We start from the raw sequence: 17702 nt of genomic DNA, 5'->3' as shown, positions 1-17702 counted from the left end.
CTGCTGCAGCTCGCGGTCGCCGGTGCTCCGGCGACGACACGGTGCGCTGCTTCGCTCGGCCCGCCTGAGCCGACGCCGATCAGTCCAGCGAGCAGCCCGGCTCGTCCGACAGCGCCCGCTCGATCCGGGCACGGTGATCCCCGGACATCGGCGGCAGGGCATCGGGCGCGAACCAGCCGACCTCGGTCGACTCGTCGTCGGCGACGTGGGCCTCCCCCGAGATCCACCGGCAGCGGACCACGTGGTCGAGGTACTGCGAGCGGTCCCCGTGGGGATACTGCATCGGCGGGAGCGTGTGCACCTGCACGAGGCGCTCGACCTCGATCTCGACGCCCGCCTCCTCCTGCGCCTCCCGGCGGGCGGTACCGGCGACGGTCTCGCCCGGGTCGATGATGCCGGTGACGGCTGTCCAGGCACCGGTATCGGCGCGGCGCACGAGCAGGACCTCGAGCGCCGGCTCCTCACGGAGGATCACCGCGGTCACTCCCGTGAGCCAGAGCAGCTCGGTCCCGATCCGCTCGCGCAGCCGCAGGACGAACTCGGGAGTGGCCATCAGTGAGCCTCGGGCCGGAAGTCGAACGCGACAATGCCGGCCGTGTCGACGAACGGGCCGACGAACTCCTTGAACGCGTCGTGCGCCGGGTCCCAGTGGGCGGGATCCTGCACCGCGGGCCGGCCGAGGTAGTAGTGCAGGTCGCCCTCGGACGAGAAGGTCAGCAGGAACGCGCGGTCGAACCCCTCGCCCGCGCCCTCGATGCTCAACTGCGGCCCGGTCTCGATCGACTCGATGTAGGGTCGCCCCTCGCGCACACACTCGTCGGCCAGGGCGAGGAAGCGTCGGACGACCTCCTCGGCCTCGGCGGCCAGTGCCGTCGGGCGGAAGCGGATCAGGACGATGTGCCGCAGCGTCCCGGGGCGGAAGTCCCGCGCGACGAAGCGCTCAGGGCCGATCTCGTCGAGGACCGCTGCGGCCCGCTCCGGTCCGCTGCGCCAGCGCGAGCCGACCGTCTCAGCCGCGTCCCTGATGTCCGTCATGCCGACGCCTTCCCGGCGCGGGCGGCACGCCGCCGCTCACGATACCCCTCGACCAGGTTGTAGACGACGGGCAGCACCACGAGCGTCAGCACAGTCGAGGAGACCAGGCCGCCGATCACGACGATTGCCAGCGGCTGCGAGATGAAGCCGCCGTGGCCCGTGATCCCCAGCGCCATCGGCAGCAGGGCGAAGATCGTCGCCAGGGCGGTCATCAGGATGGGCCGGAGCCGCCGCTCCGTGCCGTGCAGCAGCGCCTCCCGCACCGGCATCCCCCGATCGCGGTACTGGTTCACCAGGTCCACGAGCACGATCGCGTTCGTGACCACGATGCCGATCAGCATCAGCACGCCGATCAGGGACGGCACGCCCAGCGGCACGCCGGTGATCACCTGCAGGAGGATCGCGCCGGTCGCCGCGAACGGCACCGACACGAGCAGCAGCAGCGGCTGCAGGAGTGAGCGGAAGGTCGCCACCATCACGACGTAGACGATCAGGATCGCAACCAGGAGCGCGATGCCCAGCTGCGAGAACGCATCGGCCTGATCGGCCGTGACTCCGCCGAGGGAGGCGTCGACGCCGGCCGGCAGGGTGGTCGCGTCGATCGCGTTCTGCACGGCGATGTTCGCCGAGGCGAGGTCGTCGCCCTCCGGGGTGACCGTGATGGTCGCGGTGCGTTGGCCACGCTCGGTCGTGATGGTGGCGGGCCCGTCCGTCTGCTCGACGGCGGCGAGGCTCGAGAGCGGGACGGTCCCGGTGACGGTCGGCACCTCGAGGGTCCGCAGCTCATCGATGGTCGCCGGCGGCTGCGCGTCGGCGAGGTAGATCGAGAGCGTGCGGTCCTCGATCACGACACTGCCGACCTGAGTAGGCTGCAGCGCCTGGCTGACGAGCGTGCCGACGGCCACCTCGCTGAGCCCGGCCCGCGCGGCGGCATCGCGGTCGACGCGCACGGCGATGTAGGGCAGCGCGGAGGAGAGGTTGCTCTCGGCCTGGCTGATCCCATCGGTTCCGCGCAGAGCCTGGAGCAGCTGGTCGCTCGCACTCTGCAGGTCGCTCTGCGAGGCGGTCGAGAGGTCGACCTCGATGTCCGAAGAGGCGCCGAAGCCGGACGAGGCGGCGACGCTGATGTCCTCGGCCGAGGCGACGCGTGAGAGCGCATCGCGGACGTCGGCCTGCACGGCCTCCTGGTCGGCCGATTCGTCAGTGGTGACGGAGTAGCGGATCGAGGTGCCGCCTCCGCTTCCCCCGCCGAAGGCGCTCTGCAGCCCGCCGGACGAGCCCACGGTGAGCTGCACGGTCTCGACGCCGCCGACGCCGAGGATGGCCGTGCTCGCCTGCTGCGCCGTCGCGTCCTGCGCGCTGAGGCTCTGCCCGACGGGAACGTTCTGGGTGACGGTGAAGGTGTTCTGGCCGCTCGCACCGAGGAAGTTCGTCTTCATCAGCGGGTACAGCGCACCGGTCCCCACCAGCACGAGCAGCGCCAGGAGCACGGTGACGACCGAGTGCTTCAGCGTCCAGTGAATGATCGGGCCGTAGACCGACTGCAACCCGCGCGCCCTGCGAGGCGCAGCGTGGGCACCGTGGAGCGGTGCTTCCTCGACGGGAGCGGCGGTGTCGGGAGCGGCGGTGTCGGGAGCGGCGGTGTCGGGAGCGACGCTCGCCGCGAGGGGCCCGCCCGCAGCAGCACGCTCCTCCGCGAGCGCCGCCTGCGCCGCCTGACGCACGGCCGGCCGCTTCGAGGGGCGGAGGAACCAGTAGGCGAGCACGGGCACGATCGTCAGGGCGACGACGAGCGAGGCGAGCAGCGCGATCGAGACGGTCAGTGCGAAGGGCCGGAACAGCTCGCCGGTGGTGCCGCCGACGAACGAGATCGGCAGGAACACCGCGACCGTGGTGATCGTCGACGCGGTGATCGCCCCGGCGACCTCGCGGACGGCCACTGCAATGGTCCGGGCCCGGTCCTCACCCGCGTCGAGGTGTCGCTTGATGTTCTCGATGACGACGATGGAGTCATCGACCACGCGGCCGATCGCGATCGTGAGCGCGCCGAGGGTCAGGATGTTCAGGGTGTAGCCGGCCGTCTGCAGACCGATGAACGTGATCAGCACCGAGGTCGGGATCGAGATCGCCGTGACCAGGGTCGAGCGCACCGAGAGCAGGAACAGCAGGATCACCAGCACGGCGAAGACGAGGCCGAGCGCCCCCTCCTGCGCGAGCGAGGCGATCGACTCCTGGATGTACGGCGCCTGGTCGAAGACCGAGGTGAAGGTGGCGTTCTCGCCGATCGAGGCCTCGAGGTCGGGCAGCAGCGCGCTCACGCCGGTCGACACGTCAACCGTGTTCGCTGCCGGAAGTTTGGTGATGGAGAGGGTGAGGGCGGGCTGGCCGTTCACTCGCGAGATCGAGGTGACGGGGGCGTCGGTGATGGCGACCGTGGCGACGGAGCCGAGGGTGCTGACGGCGGGGACCGCTGCCGCTGCGCCTGCGGCCGCCGACGGCAGCAGCGGCAGCGCCGCGATCGCGTCGGTCGAGGCGAGCTTGACGCCCGACTGCACCGAGAAGGTCGAGCCGTCCTGGGTGATCCGACCACCGGCGACCAGGACGCCGTTCTGCTGCAGCGCCGAGCGGATGTCGCTGGTCGAGAGTCCGGCCGCCGCGAGCGCCGCGTCGTCGGGCGTAATCGTCACGCGCTGAGCACTCTCGCCGACCAGCGCCGCCTCGCGGACGCCGTCGACCTCTTCGATGTCGGGGATGACCGTCGTGCGTAGCCGCTCGGCCAGCGCGTTCGCATCGCCGTCGCTCGACACGGCGAGCTGGAGCACCGGCAGATCGTCGAGGGAGCCGGTGACCACCTGCGGGTCGACGTCGTCCGGGAGGGTGCTCCTGATCCGGTTGATCGCCTGCAGGATTTTCTGCTCGGCGGTGGCCAGATCGGTGCCGTAGGTGAAGGACGCCGCGATCAGCGAGGAGTCCGTCGAGGACGTCGCGCTGGTCGCCTCAAGGCCCGGTACTCCCTGGATCGCGGTCTCGATCGGCGTCGAGACGTCGTCGTTGACCACCTCCGGAGCAGCGCCCGGGTAGGACGTGACGACGGCGAGCTGGGGGAAGGAAATCGACGGCGCGAGCTCCTGCTTGAGCCCGGTGAGTGCGACGGCGCCGAAAACGGCGATGACGACGGTGACGAGCGCGATGAGCGCCCGGTTCTTCATGCTGAGGACCGCGAGGAGATGCACCCTCCGAGTCTTCCATCAGCCCACTGAGTATTGGGCGGGACGTCATGTCCCGGATCGACAGATCGCTGCTGCGCCTCAGCCCAGTCGCGTCTGGGCCCTCGACCGTCCGACCGGCAGTCCGAACCGGGCGAACCGGGCGAAGATCGCTCTCAGCTGCTGGCGCAGCGCTCGCATCGGCGGGGTGGCGCACCCTCGGGGGCACGACCCAGGAAAAACCCTGGCGCGCCTCCGAGGTCGCCGGACCCTCCTGGGCACGATGGATTCTCGATTGACTGGAGGAAGAGTCACTATGACCGAAACCGCACGACTAGGCCCTCGTCGGCTACTGATTGCTGCCGCCGCCCTTCTGATCGCGACAGTGGCGGGCGCGGGCATCGCGCTGTCCAGCTCGGCCTCTGACAGCGGAGCGCCCGGTGAGACGGACGTGCTCCGCGACACGGGGGCGCTGATCGTGCGGCGCATCGACCTGGCCGACCCGGTCGCCCGCTCCAAGTGGCTCAGCGGGACGCCGATCGACGACGCGCAGCGCGAGGAGGTCGTCCTCGACGAGGCCGCGCATCGCGCATCGGAGCAGGGCACCGACACCGACCTCGTCCGCCGCGTCTTCCGCGCGCAGATCGACGCCAGCAAGACAGTGCAGCGCGGCCTGATGGAGCAGTGGAAGCAGCATCCGGACGCAGCACCCACGTCCGCGCCTGACCTCACCACCGTCCGGACCGAACTCGACGAGATCGGCGGCTCGCTGGTGAGTGCCCTCGGCCGCGCCGCCGACGTCGCCGGGAGGCCCGAGTGCCCCGACCTCGTCGCCACGGAGCGCGAGCGCGACGCGGCGGGCCTGGATGATCTGCATCGGAGCGCGGTCGAGACGGCCTGGCAGACGTTCTGCGCCGGATGAGCTCCTCGCCGACGGCCTCGGATTCAGACCACGTCGGCGAGGTACCCCGGATCGGCAGCCGGGTGCCGGGCGACCTGAGCCCACGCCGTCGCGAGCGCCTGCACGGCCCGATCGGTCGCTTCCGGCGAGTAGCCGATCGGGATGCGCAGGAAGCGTTCGAAGGCGCCGTCGATCCCGAACCGCAGACCCGCGGTGATCAGCAGGCCCACCGTCCGGGCGGCGAGCGCCAGCTGCGAACTCGCGGGCCGGCCGAGCCCGACCCAGGTGGAGAGGCCGCCCGAGACCCGCGGCACACTCCACTCCGGGATCGTGTTCGCCAGCGCCACCTCGAGGTGGTCGCGGCCCGCCCGCAGCTGCGAGCGGCGCAACTCCAGCACCCCGTCCATCCGCCCGAGCATGTCCGCGACCAGCAGCTGCTCCAGGATCGGCGTGCCGAGATCGCTCGCCGAGCGCGCGAGTGCCAGCTTGCGGATCACCGCCCGCTCAGCGCGGATCCAACCGATCCGGATTCCGCCCCACAGCGTCTTGCCGACGGAGCCGATCGAGAGCACGGTGCCCTCGGGCCCGTAGGCGGCGAAGGGCAGCGGCGTCATCCGCCGGTCGATGTCGAGCTCGGCCGTCGTCTCGTCGGCGATGATCAGGGTGCCCTGCCGGGCGGCCGCGCTGATCGCCCGCTCCCGCAGTTCGGGGGCCATCGAGCGGCCGGTCGGATTGTGGAAGTCGGGCATCAGGTAGGCCAGGCTCGGGCTCGTCCCGCGCAGCGCGGCGATCAGCCCCTCCCCGTCCCAGCCGTCGGCGCCGTCGACGTTGACCGACACGAGCCGCGCACCGGCCAGCCGTAGTGCCTCGTACGCGTGCGGGTAGGTCGGCGCCTCGATCAGCGCCCGGTCCCCTCGGGCGAGGAGGGTCCGCGCGACGAGCGCGATCGCGTGCTGCGCGCCGATCGTCACCATGATCTGGCCGGGCTCGGTGCGCAGGCCCCGCGCGGTGTAGCGCTCGGCGATCGCCCGGCGCAGTACCGGCAGGCCGACGATGTCGTAGGAGCCGGAGTCGAAGTGCTCGGGAGCCAGCTGCGCCGCCCGGGTGTAGGCCTCGGCCAGCTCGGGGACGGCGGGCAGTGTCGCCTTCGTGAAGTCGAGAAAGTCCGGCGCGAGCGAGGGCACGGCGTGCACCGCCGCTCCGGGGAGACGCGTCACGCTGCCGGAGCCGCGCACGCTGACGAGGTACCCACTCTCGCGCAGCTCACGGTAGGCGGCGGCGACGGTCGTCCGGCTGACACCGAGGCGGGCCGAGAGCTCGCGCTCGGCCGGGAGGCGGCTGCCGGCGGGGATGCGGCCGTCGATCCCGAGCAGGCGGATCCGGTCGGCCAGCGCGAGGTACGCCGGGCGGGTGCCGCGCTGCTCGCGCCAGTCGCCGAGGAGGGTCTGCAGGGCGCGAGCGCCGAAGTGGACATCAGCCATGCGTCCACGGTAGCCGGATTGGACCGCGCGAAAAAGGCCAATGGCGCGGTCGGATGTTCTCCATGACGATGATCGCACCGGCCGAGGCAGCCGCTCCTCCAGCGGGCCAGTGGCGCCTCCAACCCGTGCCGCGGCTGCTGAGCGGGCTGGTCCTGTATGGCTTCGCCGACGCGATGATGATTCGCGCGGCCATCGGAGTGGATCCCTGGACGGTCTTCGCCCAGGGCCTCGCTCACCAGACCGGCCTCGGGATCGGACTGCTCACGAACGTGATCGGCCTGCTCGTCCTGCTGCTGTGGATCCCCCTCCGGCAGAGGCCCGGCCTCGGCACGGTGCTGAATGTGCTCGTGGTCGGCACGATGATCGACGTCGGCCTGCGCGTGCTGGCGACGCCGGAGGAATGGTGGGCGCGCGGGCTCCTCTTCGCGGGCGGGCTGGTACTGCTCGCGGTGGCGAGCGGGATCTACCTCGGCGCGCACCTGGGCTCCGGGCCTCGCGACGGGCTGATGCTGGGCCTGCACACTCGCACGGGACTGCCGATCTGGATGGCGCGCTCCGGAGTCGAGCTCACGGTGCTGATCCTCGGCTGGGCCCTGGGCGGCGACGCCGGCCTCGGCACTCTCCTCTTCGCGGTGCTGATCGGGCCACTGTGCTCGGTGACGCTGCCCCTCCTCGGGGTGCGCAGGCACTGACAGCGCGACGGGCCCGCCCCCGGATCGCTCCGGAGACGGGGCCGTCCATGCGGTCGGGCTAGCGCTTGCCCGCGATCTCCGCGCGCATCCGGGCCGCCTCGTCCGAATCCTGGATCGAGGCGATCCCCTCGGTGATCGACGTGCCTGACGCCGGAGCCTCGTGCTCCTCCGCGCCGAGGGTCGTCTCGTCGAAGGGCGAGCGTCCGCCGAGAACCTCGCGGACCTGCACCATATCGATCTGCTTGGTCCAGGTGCCCACAAGCAGAGTCGCAACCGCGTTGCCGGTGAAGTTGGTGACCGCGCGGGCCTCCGACATGAAGCGGTCGATGCCCACGATCACGCCGACGCCGTTGACCAGGTCGGGGCGGAAGGACTGGAGGCCGCCGGCCAGCGTGGCCAGACCCGCTCCGGTGACGCCGGCGGCGCCCTTCGAGGCGATCATCATGAACAGCAGGAGGCCGATCTGCTCCGGGATCGACATCGGCGCGCCGGTGGCCGAGGCGATGAAAAGGGACGCCATCGTGAGGTATATCGCGGTGCCGTCGAGGTTGAAGGAGTAGCCGGTGGGCACAGTGATGCCGACGACGGGCTTGGAGACTCCGAGGTGCTCCATCTTCGCGATCAGGCGGGGCAGCGCCGCCTCCGAGGAGGAAGTGCCGACGATGAGCAGGTACTCGCGGGCCAGGTACTTCATCAGCGAGAAGATGCTGACGCCGGTGACCAGGCGCAACAGCAGGCCCAAAACCACGATCACGAAGATCGCGCAGGTGATGTAGAAGCCGATCATCAGGGTGGCGAGCGCGACGACCGCGCCCCAGCCGGTCTTGCCGACGACGGCCGCGATGGCCCCGAATGCGCCGATCGGAGCGACCCAGAGCACCATCGAGAGGATCCGGAAGACCAGGACCTGCAGCTGCTTGATCACCCCGAGGATCGGCTGGCCCTTGGCGCCCATCTTCTGCAGTGCGAAGCCGACGAGCAGCGCGACGAAGAGGGTCTGCAGGATGCTGCCGTCCACCAGCGAGGAGAACAGCGAGACGGGGATGATCCCGAGGATGAAGTCGGAGGTGCTCTCGGCCTTCAGGTCGCTGGTGTCGTAGGTGGCGCTCGAGATGTCCAGGCCCTCACCCGGGTGCAGGATGTTGCCGACGACGAGGCCGATCGCCAGAGCAAAGGTCGACATCACGATGAAGTAGCCCAGCGCGAGACCGCCGACCTTGCCGACCGTGGCAGCCTTCGCGATCGAGCCGATGCCGATCACGATGGTGCAGAAGATGATCGGCGCGATCATCATCTTGATCAGCCCGACGAACGCCTTACCGACGGGCTCCAGGGTCGCCGCGAAAGCGGGGGCGACAAGCCCGACGATGATGCCGGCGACCACGGCGATGATCACGGCGATGTACAGCCAATGATTGCGGTCGATCCGCCGCCGGGTCTTCGGCGGGGTGACCGCAGGGAGCAGCCGGTCGTGCGGCGTGCGAGGCGTCTTCGCCATGAGGTGTCCTTCTCTTCGTCGAGGTCAGGGGGTAGAACGATGGTGGCTCCACCGCCGACGCGCGGCACGGTTGCGTTCATACTGTTCACGGCCGAGGCTGTCCACGGCGGGGCAGTTCACGGCCGAGGCTGCCCACGGCGGGGCGCTGCGGGCGCTCGCTCGCGAGGGGGTGGCATGGTCAGGACGACGAACGCACACGGGCCGCGCGGCAGCATCGCAGCCCGCCTCTTCGTCGTGCAGCTGCTCTGCATCCTGCTGATCGCGGCCGCGGCCGTCGCCGTGCTGGCACTCGACGCGCGCGGCCGAGCGGGCGAGGAGGCAGCGCAGCGAAGCCTCGTGGTGGCGCGCACCGTGGCCGACAACCCGTTCGTGCTGCAGGCCGCGGGCGAGCCGGATCCGGCCGCGACTCTGCAGCCCTACGCCGAGGAGATCATGCGCGACACCGGCGTCGACTTCCTCACGATCATGAATCCGGACCGCACCCGCTACACCCACCGCGACCGCGACCAGATCGGCCTGCCGTTCCGCGGCACGATCCAGCCAGCGCTGGAGGGCCGCACGTTCACCGAGACATACACCGGCACGCTCGGCCCCTCGGTGCGCGCCGTCGCGCCGATCGAGAACGCCGATGGCAGGGTGGTCGCGCTCGTCTCGGCCGGGGTCACCCTCTCGAGCGTGGACGCCTCCTTCGCCGCCCGCGTGCAGGTCGTCGCCTGGGGTGCGCTCGGGGCGGTCGCCCTCGGCGCGCTCGGCTCGTGGCTCCTGGCCCGCTACCTGCGCCGCGTCACCGGCGGCAGGGGCCCCGAGCAGATGGGCCAGGTCTTCGCCTACTACGAGTCGGTGCTGCACTCGGTGCGGGAGGGGCTGCTGCTGGTGGACGACCGCGGCCGGCTGGTGCTCGCCAACGACCACGCGCTGGAGCTGCTGGGGCTCGAGGGCGTGCGGACGCCGGTGCCGGTCGCCGAGCTCGACCTCCCCGACGCGCTGCGCGAGCTGCTGCAGGACGACGAGCCCGTCTCGGACCGCCTGATCGTGGCCCGCGAGCGGATCCTCGTGGTGAACGAACGGCCGGCCGCCTCCCCCGGTGCCCGGCCGATGGGCACGGTCATCACCCTGCGCGACCGCACCGAGCTGCAGCGGGTGAGCGGCGAGCTGGAGTCGCTGCGCACCCTCTCCGATGCGCTGCGCTCGCAGACCCACGAGTTCTCGAACCGTCTGCACACCATCGCCTCGCTGATCGAACTCGGTCGACAGGACGAGGCGCTCTCCTTCGCGGCCGGCGAGCTGAACCTCAGCCAGCGCCTGGCCGACCGGGTCCTCGGCTCCGTGCAGGAGCCGGTGATCGCCGCGCTGCTGCTGGGCAAGGCCGCGCAAGCCCGCGAGCGCGGCGTCGAGCTGCACTTCGAGACCCACCTCAAGCCCGGCACGCAGGGGCTCGAGCCGGGGGATCTAGTGACCGTGCTCGGCAACCTGATCGACAACGCCCTGGACGCCGCCGCGTCCTCCGCCCCCGACCGCACGCCGTGGGTCGAGGTCTACCTCGGCCTCGCGGAGGGCGAGCTGGTCGTGCAGGTCTCCGACAGCGGCCCCGGAGTCGAGGGCGCCGCCGACGTGTTCGCGCGCGGCTACTCCACGAAAGAGTCGGACGGCTTCGGCCGCGGCATCGGTCTGGCGCTGGTGCAGCAGGTGGTGGAGCGGCTCGGCGGCACGATCGAAGTGTCGCGCCACGTCGGCGCGGTGTTCACCGTGCAGCTGCCCTTGCCCGCGCGGGTGGCGTCATGATCCGGGTCCTCGTCGTCGAGGACGAGCCGCTGACCGCGAGCGCCCACGCCGACTACGTCCGCCGGGTCGAGGGCTTCGAGGTGGCCGCGGTCGCGGGCAGCGGGGCGGAGGCGATCCGGGCCCTGCGCGCGGATCCGGGGATCGCGCTGATCCTGCTCGACATGAATCTGCCGGACATGGGTGGCCTCGACCTCTGCCGGGCGGTCCGGGCGGCGGGTCTGGACGTCGACGTGATCGCAATCACCGCCGTCCGCGACGCCGCGGTCGTGCGCGCCTCCGTCGCCGCCGGGGTCGTGCAGTACCTGATCAAGCCGTTCGTCTTCAGCGTGTTCGCGGCGAAGCTCGCCAGCTATCGGGCCTACCGCGAGCGGATGCACAGCGCCGACGTCGCCAGCCAGCACGAAGTCGACGGCGCCTTCGCGGCGCTGCGCACCTCTAACGCTCCGGGCCTGGCGAAGGGTCTCTCCGCCGAGACGCTCGAGGCCGTCACTGCACTGCTGGGCCCCGTCGGCCTCTCGGCCGCCGAGCTCGCCACCCGCCTCGATATCTCGCGGGTGACGGCTCGCCGCTACCTCGAGCATCTCGCCGACTCCGGAGTCGCGGACCGCGCGCCCCGCTACGGCTTCCCCGGCCGCCCCGAGCTCGAGTACCGCCGCCGCTGAGCCGGAGTCACGCGGCCCGCACCGCCTGAGCGATCTCCTCCTCGATCAGGTCGTGGTTGATCGCCGCGCCCACGCGCAGGCCGTCGGCGGCGGAGGCGACCACCTGCGACATCGGCTCGACCAGGGAGCCCGCGGCGAACACCCCGGGCACGCCCGTCCGGCCCATCGGGTCGACGGCGAGGTGCCGCGCGACGCCCGACGCGTGGTCCGCGAGCTCCAGCCCGAGCCCCTCCGGAAGCCGCCCCTGCACCCGCGGGCCGACGACGACCGCGTCGAGCTCGTGCCGCCGCCCATCGATCACGACCCCCACTAGGCGGTCCTGCTCCACGAGGACTCTCTCGACCAGGCCAGGCAGGAGGGCGATCCCGCGCGCGGCGAGCGCCGCCGCCTCCTCACCCGTCGGCGCGGGCGCCCCGTTCAGCAGGACCGATGTCCGCTCGCTGAGCTGCCGGAACATCTGCGCCTGATGCGCCGCGAACGAGCTGCCGAGCACGCCGATCCGCTGCCCGCGCACCTCGAAGCCGTGGCAGTACGGGCAGTGCAGCACGTCGCGTCCCCAGCGGTCGGCGAGCCCGGGAACGTCCGGCAGCAGATCGCGGACGCCGGTCGCGAGCAGGAGTCGGCGGGCACGGAGGACCGTGCCGTCGGCGAGGGTCGCCGTCACCCCCTCCGGGCCCGCGGAGGCGCGCACCGCGTCGCCCGCAACGACCCGGGCTCCGTAGCCCTCGGCCTCCGCTCGGGCCAGGCGCACCAGCTCGGTCGGTGACGTGCCGTCTCGGGTCATCACGTTGTGCGCGCCGGGCGAGGGCGCGTTCCGCGGCGGTCCGCCGTCGACCAGGAGGACGTCGCGGAGACTGCGGCCCAGGGCCGTGGCGGCGGCGAGGCCGGCGAAGGAGGCGCCGAGGATGAGGACGTCGGCGTGGGCATCGGTGGAGGGGCCGGTAGAGGCATCGGCGAAGGTCATGCCCCCGATGCTCCGCCGCCCTGCACGAACCCGCGAGGATCCGTGCTGTTCCGGCACGCGCCGCGACTCCCCGTGCCAGGATGGCGCTGTGTCCGAGACCCCGCCCGCCCCCTCCGACGACGAGATCGTCGCCGCCGTCGGACCGCGCCTGCGACGCCTGCGTGCCCGCCGCGACCGCACTCTCGCCTCGCTCGCCGCCGAGACCGGCATCTCGGCGAGCACCCTGTCGCGGCTCGAGAGCGGCGGCCGGCGCGCGACGCTCGAGCTGCTCCTCCCGATCGCACGCGCCCTCGGAGCGCCGCTCGACGAACTCGTCGGGGCCGCGCCGGAGGATCCGCGAGTGCACGGGCGGCCGGTGCGCCGGAACGGCATGCTGATCCAGCCGCTCAGCCGTGATGCGGGGGCGCTCCAGGCGTTCAAGCACACGCTCCCGCCCGGGCCGGTGACGGAACCCGGTGAGCAGGGCATCCACGAGGGCTTCGAGTGGCTCTACGTCCTGAGCGGTCGGCTCCGCCTGCGCCTCGGCGAGCACGACCTGGTGCTGCCCGCGGGTGAGGCCGCCGAGTTCGACACCCGCGTGCCGCACTGGTTCGGCCGCGCCGACGAGCAGCAGGTCGAGTTCCTCAGCCTGTTCGGCCGCCAGGGCGAGCGGATGCACGTGCGCGCATCGACGCGCCGGTAGACGCCCTCACCCCTCGCCGAGCACCTCGGTCGATCGCCGCCCCCACCGCCCCACTACCCCGATAGTGGGGCGGGTTGTACCGGCAGGTTCTACTAGACCTGAGTTTCCCTCCGCCCTACGCTGCAATCACAGAGGAAACGCTTGTTTCCACATGATGAAAGAGGAACCCTACAGTGCGCCCAACAGCCCTAGTCGGCATCGCCCTACTCGCCGTTCTTACCTGTACGGTAACAGCCGCAGCGACGCCCTCTCCCCCGCCTCCATCGCAGTCCGACCAGAAACAAGAAGATCCCTGGCACTTCTCTCCCGAGGTGCAGGACTTCATCGATCGCGTCGGCTGGAATCGTCTGGACTACGAGCGCGGAGCCGGGTCTCTTCTCGATTGGCTCGATGAGAACAAGGCACAGGATCAGGGCTTCCTCTTCGGGGCCGTCTCCGCAGACAACCGAAGCTACGAATTGTACTGGAGCGGAGCGTCACCGCTCAGCGCCGCTGCGGTCGCCAGAGGCAAAGAGTTGAACCTCGACGTGACGATTGTCGACCGTCCCTTCGCCTGGAAGGACATTGACCGGCAGGCCCGAGCAACGATGGCTGCCGCCGAGGAATTCCGGAAGCTCGGGTTCGTCATCAGTGCGGTCAAAACTCTGAGTAAGGACACCGCGGATCTTGTGGTTGTCGGGTCTTATGTCGACCCGACAACAGCACAGAACGCGAACTCCCTCGGCGAAAAAGCGCGTTCCCTCATTCAGGACAAGCTTTCATCCCTCGGGCCGATTTCGACGCAGATCACGTCCGACGTGAAGGCTGTGAACCACGCCACAGCATCGCGCAATGACGACAACGCTCCGTACTACGGCGGCGGGTTCATGTACTCGTACTTCGGCGTTCAGGCGAACAGCGCAGTCTGTTCATCGGGGTTCTCACTGCGATTCGACTCGAACAATGCGACGACGACGGCGCGTCATTGTCAACCGCCCGGCGGCTCCTGGACATCGTATGACAACTACTCGTCCCATCTCGGCGGCATCGTCGCAACGTCTCCTGACTATGGGGCTGCTCGCCTCGAATCCGCAGGCTCGGGCAGAGTCTTCGACGGCGGGGTGAACTCCTCCTCAAGCGTTCCCGTGAAGGGACATCAAGCTATCGGAATCGGGAATGAAGTGTGTTCCGAGGGCGGAAATACCGGTGTATCCTGCGGTGGCGTCATCGATAATATGGCGGTTCTCTGGAATGATGGACAAGGCGACCCCTTTTACAACATCCAAGCCGAAAAGGACGATTGGATCAACGCAGGAGGGAACAGTGGCGGACCAATGGTCGTGCCCTGGTCTGACGGATTCGGGGCAGTCGGGATGATTCAGTACGGCAACACTCCCACCTCGTGCCCGTCATTGGCGCATTCGGAGGATGTCGACTGCTATCGAGGCGTCGGCTTCACCTCGATCCAGAATATTGCGGAGGCCTGGGGAGCGGGTCTCGTCACAGGATAGACCTCAGAGAGGAGGACGAGGCGAATCCGCGCCTCGCCCTCCTCATCGGTGTCAAAGACGACGGAGGTCGGGCGTTGCTCTGATCATAAGAACAACAGTGCGCACCAGGACGAGCAAGGCCGAGATCCCCGCGCAGAGGCTGATACCGAGCAGGACACTCACTGGCCCAGCCAACGGTGTCATCTCTGTAGCCCATGCGGCCGCTGCCATTCTAGCAAAGTTCAAGAAACCGAACGCAAAGAAGGCGTGCTGTATTTCTTTAGCGATTACTGTGGCGCCACCGGCAAGCGGCCATATAACAGAGAGGAAGAGTAATCCTAGGCAGACTCCTATCCGGAGTAGGTGATTCTCTGCGATCTGCAACCCGAAGAGCAGCAACAGGGAGATTCCGATTCCTACCGCCGCGAAAGTCCACTTCGACGTCCGGCGAACGAAGACAGCGGCAAGCACAGCCCACCCCAGTGCAGATGCGACTACTCCTGCAATTCCGATGGCTCCCATTCCGCTCGCCATCGTAGCGATGTTGTCACCTTGTTCGGACTGCACTGCTCGGATCAGCCTCTGAGCCAAGTCGATCACGGTGAGAGACGATCCGCCAAGGAGGAGAACACTTGCGAGGATCGCTCCCCATCCCGAGGCCGCGAAGCTCAAACGCACGTGTTCGTGAGCGCCGCTTATACGGCTCATCACCCGTTCCGCAGTGGTCGATCTTTTCATGCGAGATTCTCCCTTACAACGACGCTCATTTTCTCCACAACGATGCTCTCCTCCGTGAGTGCTGCCACCCGCGGACGTGAGCATAGAATACCGACGTCATCGGCCCGCGAGAGCCCATCGATGTCCGACGACACCGGCCGACAGTTCCCACTCCAGACGCCCATCACCGCCGCGCGCGTCCTCCGCTGCTCGGGAGGAGCGCGCTCCCGAGCCCAGGCCGGGATCAGCCCAGGTGGGCGACGGCCTCCTGCGGAGCCTGCGCGAGGAACTCCTCCTTCTTCACCCGGATCATCGCGACGGCGACGACGGAGGCAACGACCAGTCCGATCGCGGCAGCGACGAAGACCGCGGAGTAGCCAGCGACGAACGCGACGGGCGACTGCTGCTCTCCCGCGACGCCCGCGTAGAGAGTGGTGAAGATCGAGAGTCCGATCGAGCCGCCGATCTGCATGGCGGCGTTCGCGGTCGCTCCCGCGGCCCCGGCGTCGTGCGCCGCGACTCCGGTGAGCGCGAGATTCTGCAGCGGCACGAAGACCATCGCCATGCCGATGCCGAGCAGGATCAGCGCGGGCAGCACCTCGACGAGGTAACCGCCACCCGGGGTGATCCGGCTGAGGTAGAGCAGGCCTGCGGCGGCGATCAGCGGGCCGACGATCATCAGGACGCGCGGGCCGGTGCGCGGCAGCAGCTTCGCGGCGACTCCCGCGACGACCATGATCGTCACCGTCATCGGCAGGTTCGCCAGGCCGGCCTCGAGCGGCGGCAGGCCGAGGACCAGCTGCAAGTGCAGGGTCAGGTAGAGGGTGGAGCCGATCATCACGCTGCCGACGATCGCCTGCACCAGGAACGCTCCACCGCGGACACGATCGGCCACGATGCGCAGCGGCAGCGAAGGGTGGTCGGAGCGAGCCTGGATCCGCACGAAGAGGGCGAGCAGCAGGACGCCGACCAGGAGGAACCCGAGCGTGTCGACACGGAGCCAGCCCTGCTCGGCGAGGGTGAAGCCGTAGACGACGCTCGCGAGGCCGAGCGCGACGGTGATCGTCCCCGCGACGTCGAAGCGGTTGCGCCCCTCCGCGCGGCTCTCGGTGACCAGCAGCTGACCGGCGATCGCGCCGACCACCACGACCGGGACGTTGACGAGGAGGCACCAGCGCCAGTCGGCGAATTCGGTGAGCAGTCCGCCCAGCACGAGGCCGACGGCGGCACCCGCTCCGGCAACCGCGCCGAAGACGGCAAAGGCCGTTCCCCGCTCGCGGCCGGAGGGGAAGGAGACGGTGAGCAGGGCCAGCGCGGCCGGGGCGAGCAGCGCGGCGAACGCACCCTGCAGACCGCGCGCGGCGATCAGCTCGGTGCCGGAGGAGGCGAGGCCGCCCCACGCCGAGGCGGCGCCGAACCCGATCATGCCGATCAGATACGTGCGCTTGCGGCCGGTGTAGTCGGCGATGCGCCCGCCGAGCAGGAGGAGCGCGCCGAACGCGAGCGCGTAGGCGGTGACGACCCACTGGCGTTCGACATCGGTGAGGCCGAGGTCGGCCTGCGCGGCGGGAAGGGCGATCGTGACGATGGTGCCGTCGAGGACCACGACAAGCTGTGTGAGCGCGAGGATCACGAGTACCCACCAGCGGCGGGCGGAAGAGGGAGCGGACGGGGAGGGCATGGCGGCCTTTCGCACAGGAGCGGAGCGGGACCGGCGGGTCCGGATCCGAGCCGCGTCGTCGGGGCCGAACCACCCCAACCAGTTGGTTGGGTGAAGAAGAGTGTATCGTTCGAGCGCCCGGAGGTGCACCATGAAGCCGATATCCGATCTGGCGGTACCCGCGCGCGAGCGGATCCTGCGCGCCGCCTCCGTCGAGTTCGCCGCCCACGGTTTCGCCGGCGCTCGAGTGGACCGGGTGGCCGCTGCCGCGGGCCTGAACAAGGAGCGGCTGTACGCCTACTACGGCGGCAAGCGCGGGCTGTTCGTCGCGACCATCGTCGAGGCCCTCAGCGCCCTCGACGAGACACTGCTCGCCGACGCGGCAGACCTGCCCGACCTCGCGGGCCGCATGTTCGACCGCGTCTGGGAGCACCCGGAGTTCCTCCGCCTGCTCACCTGGGCGCGCCTGGAAGGCGCCGGTGTCTGGGAGGAGGCCGGCGAGCGGCTCGGCGGCGTCCCCGCCCCGGAAGCGCGGGTCCTCGAGTGGCAGCACGCGGGAGTCGTCGATGCGAGCTGGTCGGCCGACGACCTCTTCATCGCGCTCCTCGGCCTCTGCGAGATCTGGCACCTCACCCCCTTCGCCTCCCGCGGCGACGAGGAGACGCGGGACCGCCGTCGCGCCTTCGTCGTGCACGTCGCGCAGCTCGTGGGCACTCCGCGCTGAGGCGGCTCAGCCGGTGGGCGGCGGCGCGGTCGGGGTCGAGGTCGGCTGGCCCAGTCGAGGCTGCGGCGCGATCCCCTCATCGCCCGGCAAGACCACTCCCGCCGCTCGTTGAGCGTTGTCCTCGAGAAGAAGCGATTCGAAATCGCCCGGAGCGCACGGCATGACCGCGTCGATCAGGTACTGATCCTCTACGGCTCCGGTGTGAAAACTCGCACGCAAGACCGGCCCA

Annotated in this window: 16 protein-coding genes; 7 read left to right on the top strand and 9 right to left on the bottom strand. The window is 70.1% G+C overall.

All coding sequences use genetic code 11. The annotated features are described in order from the left end of the window. Positions 1-79 precede the first annotated feature (79 nt). From C5D07_RS05730 to C5D07_RS05720, 3 genes are read right to left on the bottom strand one after another with little or no spacing between them, the layout of a single operon-like run. Positions 80-553: an NUDIX hydrolase gene (locus C5D07_RS05730; protein ID WP_068251128.1), complete on the bottom strand. Its 474-nt coding sequence runs from the start codon at positions 551-553 to the stop codon at positions 80-82. After that, complete coding sequence (locus tag C5D07_RS05725; RefSeq protein WP_068251125.1) at positions 553-1035, bottom strand: Dabb family protein; 483 nt, start codon at positions 1033-1035, stop codon at positions 553-555. Before C5D07_RS05725 ends, C5D07_RS05730 begins: the two co-directional genes overlap by 1 nt. Next, on the bottom strand, positions 1032-4268 hold the full coding sequence (locus C5D07_RS05720) for an efflux RND transporter permease subunit (RefSeq protein WP_068251122.1): 3237 nt from the start codon (positions 4266-4268) through the stop codon (positions 1032-1034). The genes C5D07_RS05725 and C5D07_RS05720 overlap by 4 nt, the downstream gene beginning before the upstream one ends. Before the next feature lie 289 nt (positions 4269-4557). Between C5D07_RS05720 and aroQ the strand changes: the two genes are divergently transcribed. Beyond that, positions 4558-5163, top strand: coding sequence for a gamma subclass chorismate mutase AroQ (aroQ, locus tag C5D07_RS15715; protein ID WP_170063514.1), 606 nt, complete (start codon positions 4558-4560; stop codon positions 5161-5163). Between the two features lie 23 nt (positions 5164-5186). On the opposite strand, the gene yczR is transcribed toward aroQ, so the two are convergent. After that, positions 5187-6623, bottom strand: coding sequence for a MocR-like transcription factor YczR (yczR, locus tag C5D07_RS05710; RefSeq protein ID WP_104258909.1), 1437 nt, complete (start codon positions 6621-6623; stop codon positions 5187-5189). Between the two features lie 173 nt (positions 6624-6796). On the opposite strand from yczR, the gene yczE reads away from it, so the two are divergent. Beyond that, positions 6797-7315 (top strand): membrane protein YczE, encoded by a 519-nt coding sequence (yczE, locus tag C5D07_RS05705; protein WP_104258943.1) that lies wholly within the window; start codon positions 6797-6799, stop codon positions 7313-7315. A 58-nt stretch (positions 7316-7373) separates the two neighbouring features. Here the strand turns inward: yczE and C5D07_RS05700 are convergent, their stop codons facing one another. Then, positions 7374-8813 carry a cation:dicarboxylate symporter family transporter gene (locus tag C5D07_RS05700; RefSeq protein ID WP_104258908.1) on the bottom strand — a complete coding sequence of 480 codons (1440 nt, stop codon included), beginning with the start codon at positions 8811-8813 and terminating at the stop codon, positions 7374-7376. Positions 8814-8987: 174 nt separating this feature from the next. Between C5D07_RS05700 and C5D07_RS05695 the strand changes: the two genes are divergently transcribed. Together C5D07_RS05695 and C5D07_RS05690 are read left to right on the top strand one after the other, a co-directional pair. Further along, positions 8988-10595 (top strand): sensor histidine kinase, encoded by a 1608-nt coding sequence (locus C5D07_RS05695; RefSeq protein ID WP_104258907.1) that lies wholly within the window; start codon positions 8988-8990, stop codon positions 10593-10595. Continuing rightward, a complete protein-coding gene (locus tag C5D07_RS05690; RefSeq protein WP_104258906.1) occupies positions 10592-11257 on the top strand; it encodes a response regulator in 666 nt (221 codons plus the stop codon). The genes C5D07_RS05695 and C5D07_RS05690 overlap by 4 nt, the downstream gene beginning before the upstream one ends. A gap of 7 nt (positions 11258-11264) precedes the next feature. Here C5D07_RS05690 and C5D07_RS05685 read toward each other — a convergent pair whose 3' ends face one another. Further along, on the bottom strand, positions 11265-12221 hold the full coding sequence (locus C5D07_RS05685) for an NAD(P)/FAD-dependent oxidoreductase (protein ID WP_104258905.1): 957 nt from the start codon (positions 12219-12221) through the stop codon (positions 11265-11267). A gap of 88 nt (positions 12222-12309) precedes the next feature. On the opposite strand from C5D07_RS05685, the gene C5D07_RS05680 reads away from it, so the two are divergent. Together C5D07_RS05680 and C5D07_RS05675 are read left to right on the top strand one after the other, a co-directional pair. Beyond that, positions 12310-12903, top strand: coding sequence for a helix-turn-helix domain-containing protein (locus C5D07_RS05680; protein ID WP_249028183.1), 594 nt, complete (start codon positions 12310-12312; stop codon positions 12901-12903). A 311-nt stretch (positions 12904-13214) separates the two neighbouring features. Continuing rightward, positions 13215-14393 (top strand): chymotrypsin family serine protease, encoded by a 1179-nt coding sequence (locus C5D07_RS05675; RefSeq protein ID WP_104258904.1) that lies wholly within the window; start codon positions 13215-13217, stop codon positions 14391-14393. A 51-nt stretch (positions 14394-14444) separates the two neighbouring features. Here C5D07_RS05675 and C5D07_RS15275 read toward each other — a convergent pair whose 3' ends face one another. Together C5D07_RS15275 and C5D07_RS05670 are read right to left on the bottom strand one after the other, a co-directional pair. Continuing rightward, positions 14445-15110, bottom strand: coding sequence for a hypothetical protein (locus tag C5D07_RS15275; RefSeq protein ID WP_146076673.1), 666 nt, complete (start codon positions 15108-15110; stop codon positions 14445-14447). Between the two features lie 223 nt (positions 15111-15333). Further along, positions 15334-16770: an MFS transporter gene (locus C5D07_RS05670; protein ID WP_068251086.1), complete on the bottom strand. Its 1437-nt coding sequence runs from the start codon at positions 16768-16770 to the stop codon at positions 15334-15336. A gap of 130 nt (positions 16771-16900) precedes the next feature. On the opposite strand from C5D07_RS05670, the gene C5D07_RS05665 reads away from it, so the two are divergent. After that, a complete protein-coding gene (locus C5D07_RS05665) occupies positions 16901-17473 on the top strand; it encodes a TetR family transcriptional regulator (RefSeq protein ID WP_104258902.1) in 573 nt (190 codons plus the stop codon). 6 nt (positions 17474-17479) lie between these two features. Here C5D07_RS05665 and C5D07_RS15940 read toward each other — a convergent pair. Then, the coding region (locus C5D07_RS15940; protein WP_211286349.1) for a hypothetical protein at positions 17480-17702 on the bottom strand (223 nt) is incomplete at its 5' end.

Origin of the sequence: Rathayibacter tritici (assembly GCF_002932875.1) — a bacterium.
Lineage (GTDB): Bacteria > Actinomycetota > Actinomycetes > Actinomycetales > Microbacteriaceae > Rathayibacter > Rathayibacter tritici.
Note: the sequence above shows the minus strand (reverse complement) of the source record. Positions and strands in the feature narration are given on the sequence as shown.

Coding starts and splice junctions, on each gene's coding strand:
- C5D07_RS15275 (WP_146076673.1), bottom strand. CDS start 15,110: ATGAAAAGATCGACCACTGCGGAACGGGTGATGAGCCGTATAAGCGGC.
- yczE (WP_104258943.1), top strand. CDS start 6,797: ATGATGATTCGCGCGGCCATCGGAGTGGATCCCTGGACGGTCTTCGCC.
- C5D07_RS05670 (WP_068251086.1), bottom strand. CDS start 16,770: ATGCCCTCCCCGTCCGCTCCCTCTTCCGCCCGCCGCTGGTGGGTACTC.
- C5D07_RS05700 (WP_104258908.1), bottom strand. CDS start 8,813: ATGGCGAAGACGCCTCGCACGCCGCACGACCGGCTGCTCCCTGCGGTC.
- C5D07_RS05725 (WP_068251125.1), bottom strand. CDS start 1,035: ATGACGGACATCAGGGACGCGGCTGAGACGGTCGGCTCGCGCTGGCGC.
- C5D07_RS05690 (WP_104258906.1), top strand. CDS start 10,592: ATGATCCGGGTCCTCGTCGTCGAGGACGAGCCGCTGACCGCGAGCGCC.
- yczR (WP_104258909.1), bottom strand. CDS start 6,623: ATGGCTGATGTCCACTTCGGCGCTCGCGCCCTGCAGACCCTCCTCGGC.
- C5D07_RS05665 (WP_104258902.1), top strand. CDS start 16,901: ATGAAGCCGATATCCGATCTGGCGGTACCCGCGCGCGAGCGGATCCTG.
- aroQ (WP_170063514.1), top strand. CDS start 4,558: ATGACCGAAACCGCACGACTAGGCCCTCGTCGGCTACTGATTGCTGCC.
- C5D07_RS05695 (WP_104258907.1), top strand. CDS start 8,988: ATGGTCAGGACGACGAACGCACACGGGCCGCGCGGCAGCATCGCAGCC.
- C5D07_RS05685 (WP_104258905.1), bottom strand. CDS start 12,221: ATGACCTTCGCCGATGCCTCTACCGGCCCCTCCACCGATGCCCACGCC.
- C5D07_RS05730 (WP_068251128.1), bottom strand. CDS start 553: ATGGCCACTCCCGAGTTCGTCCTGCGGCTGCGCGAGCGGATCGGGACC.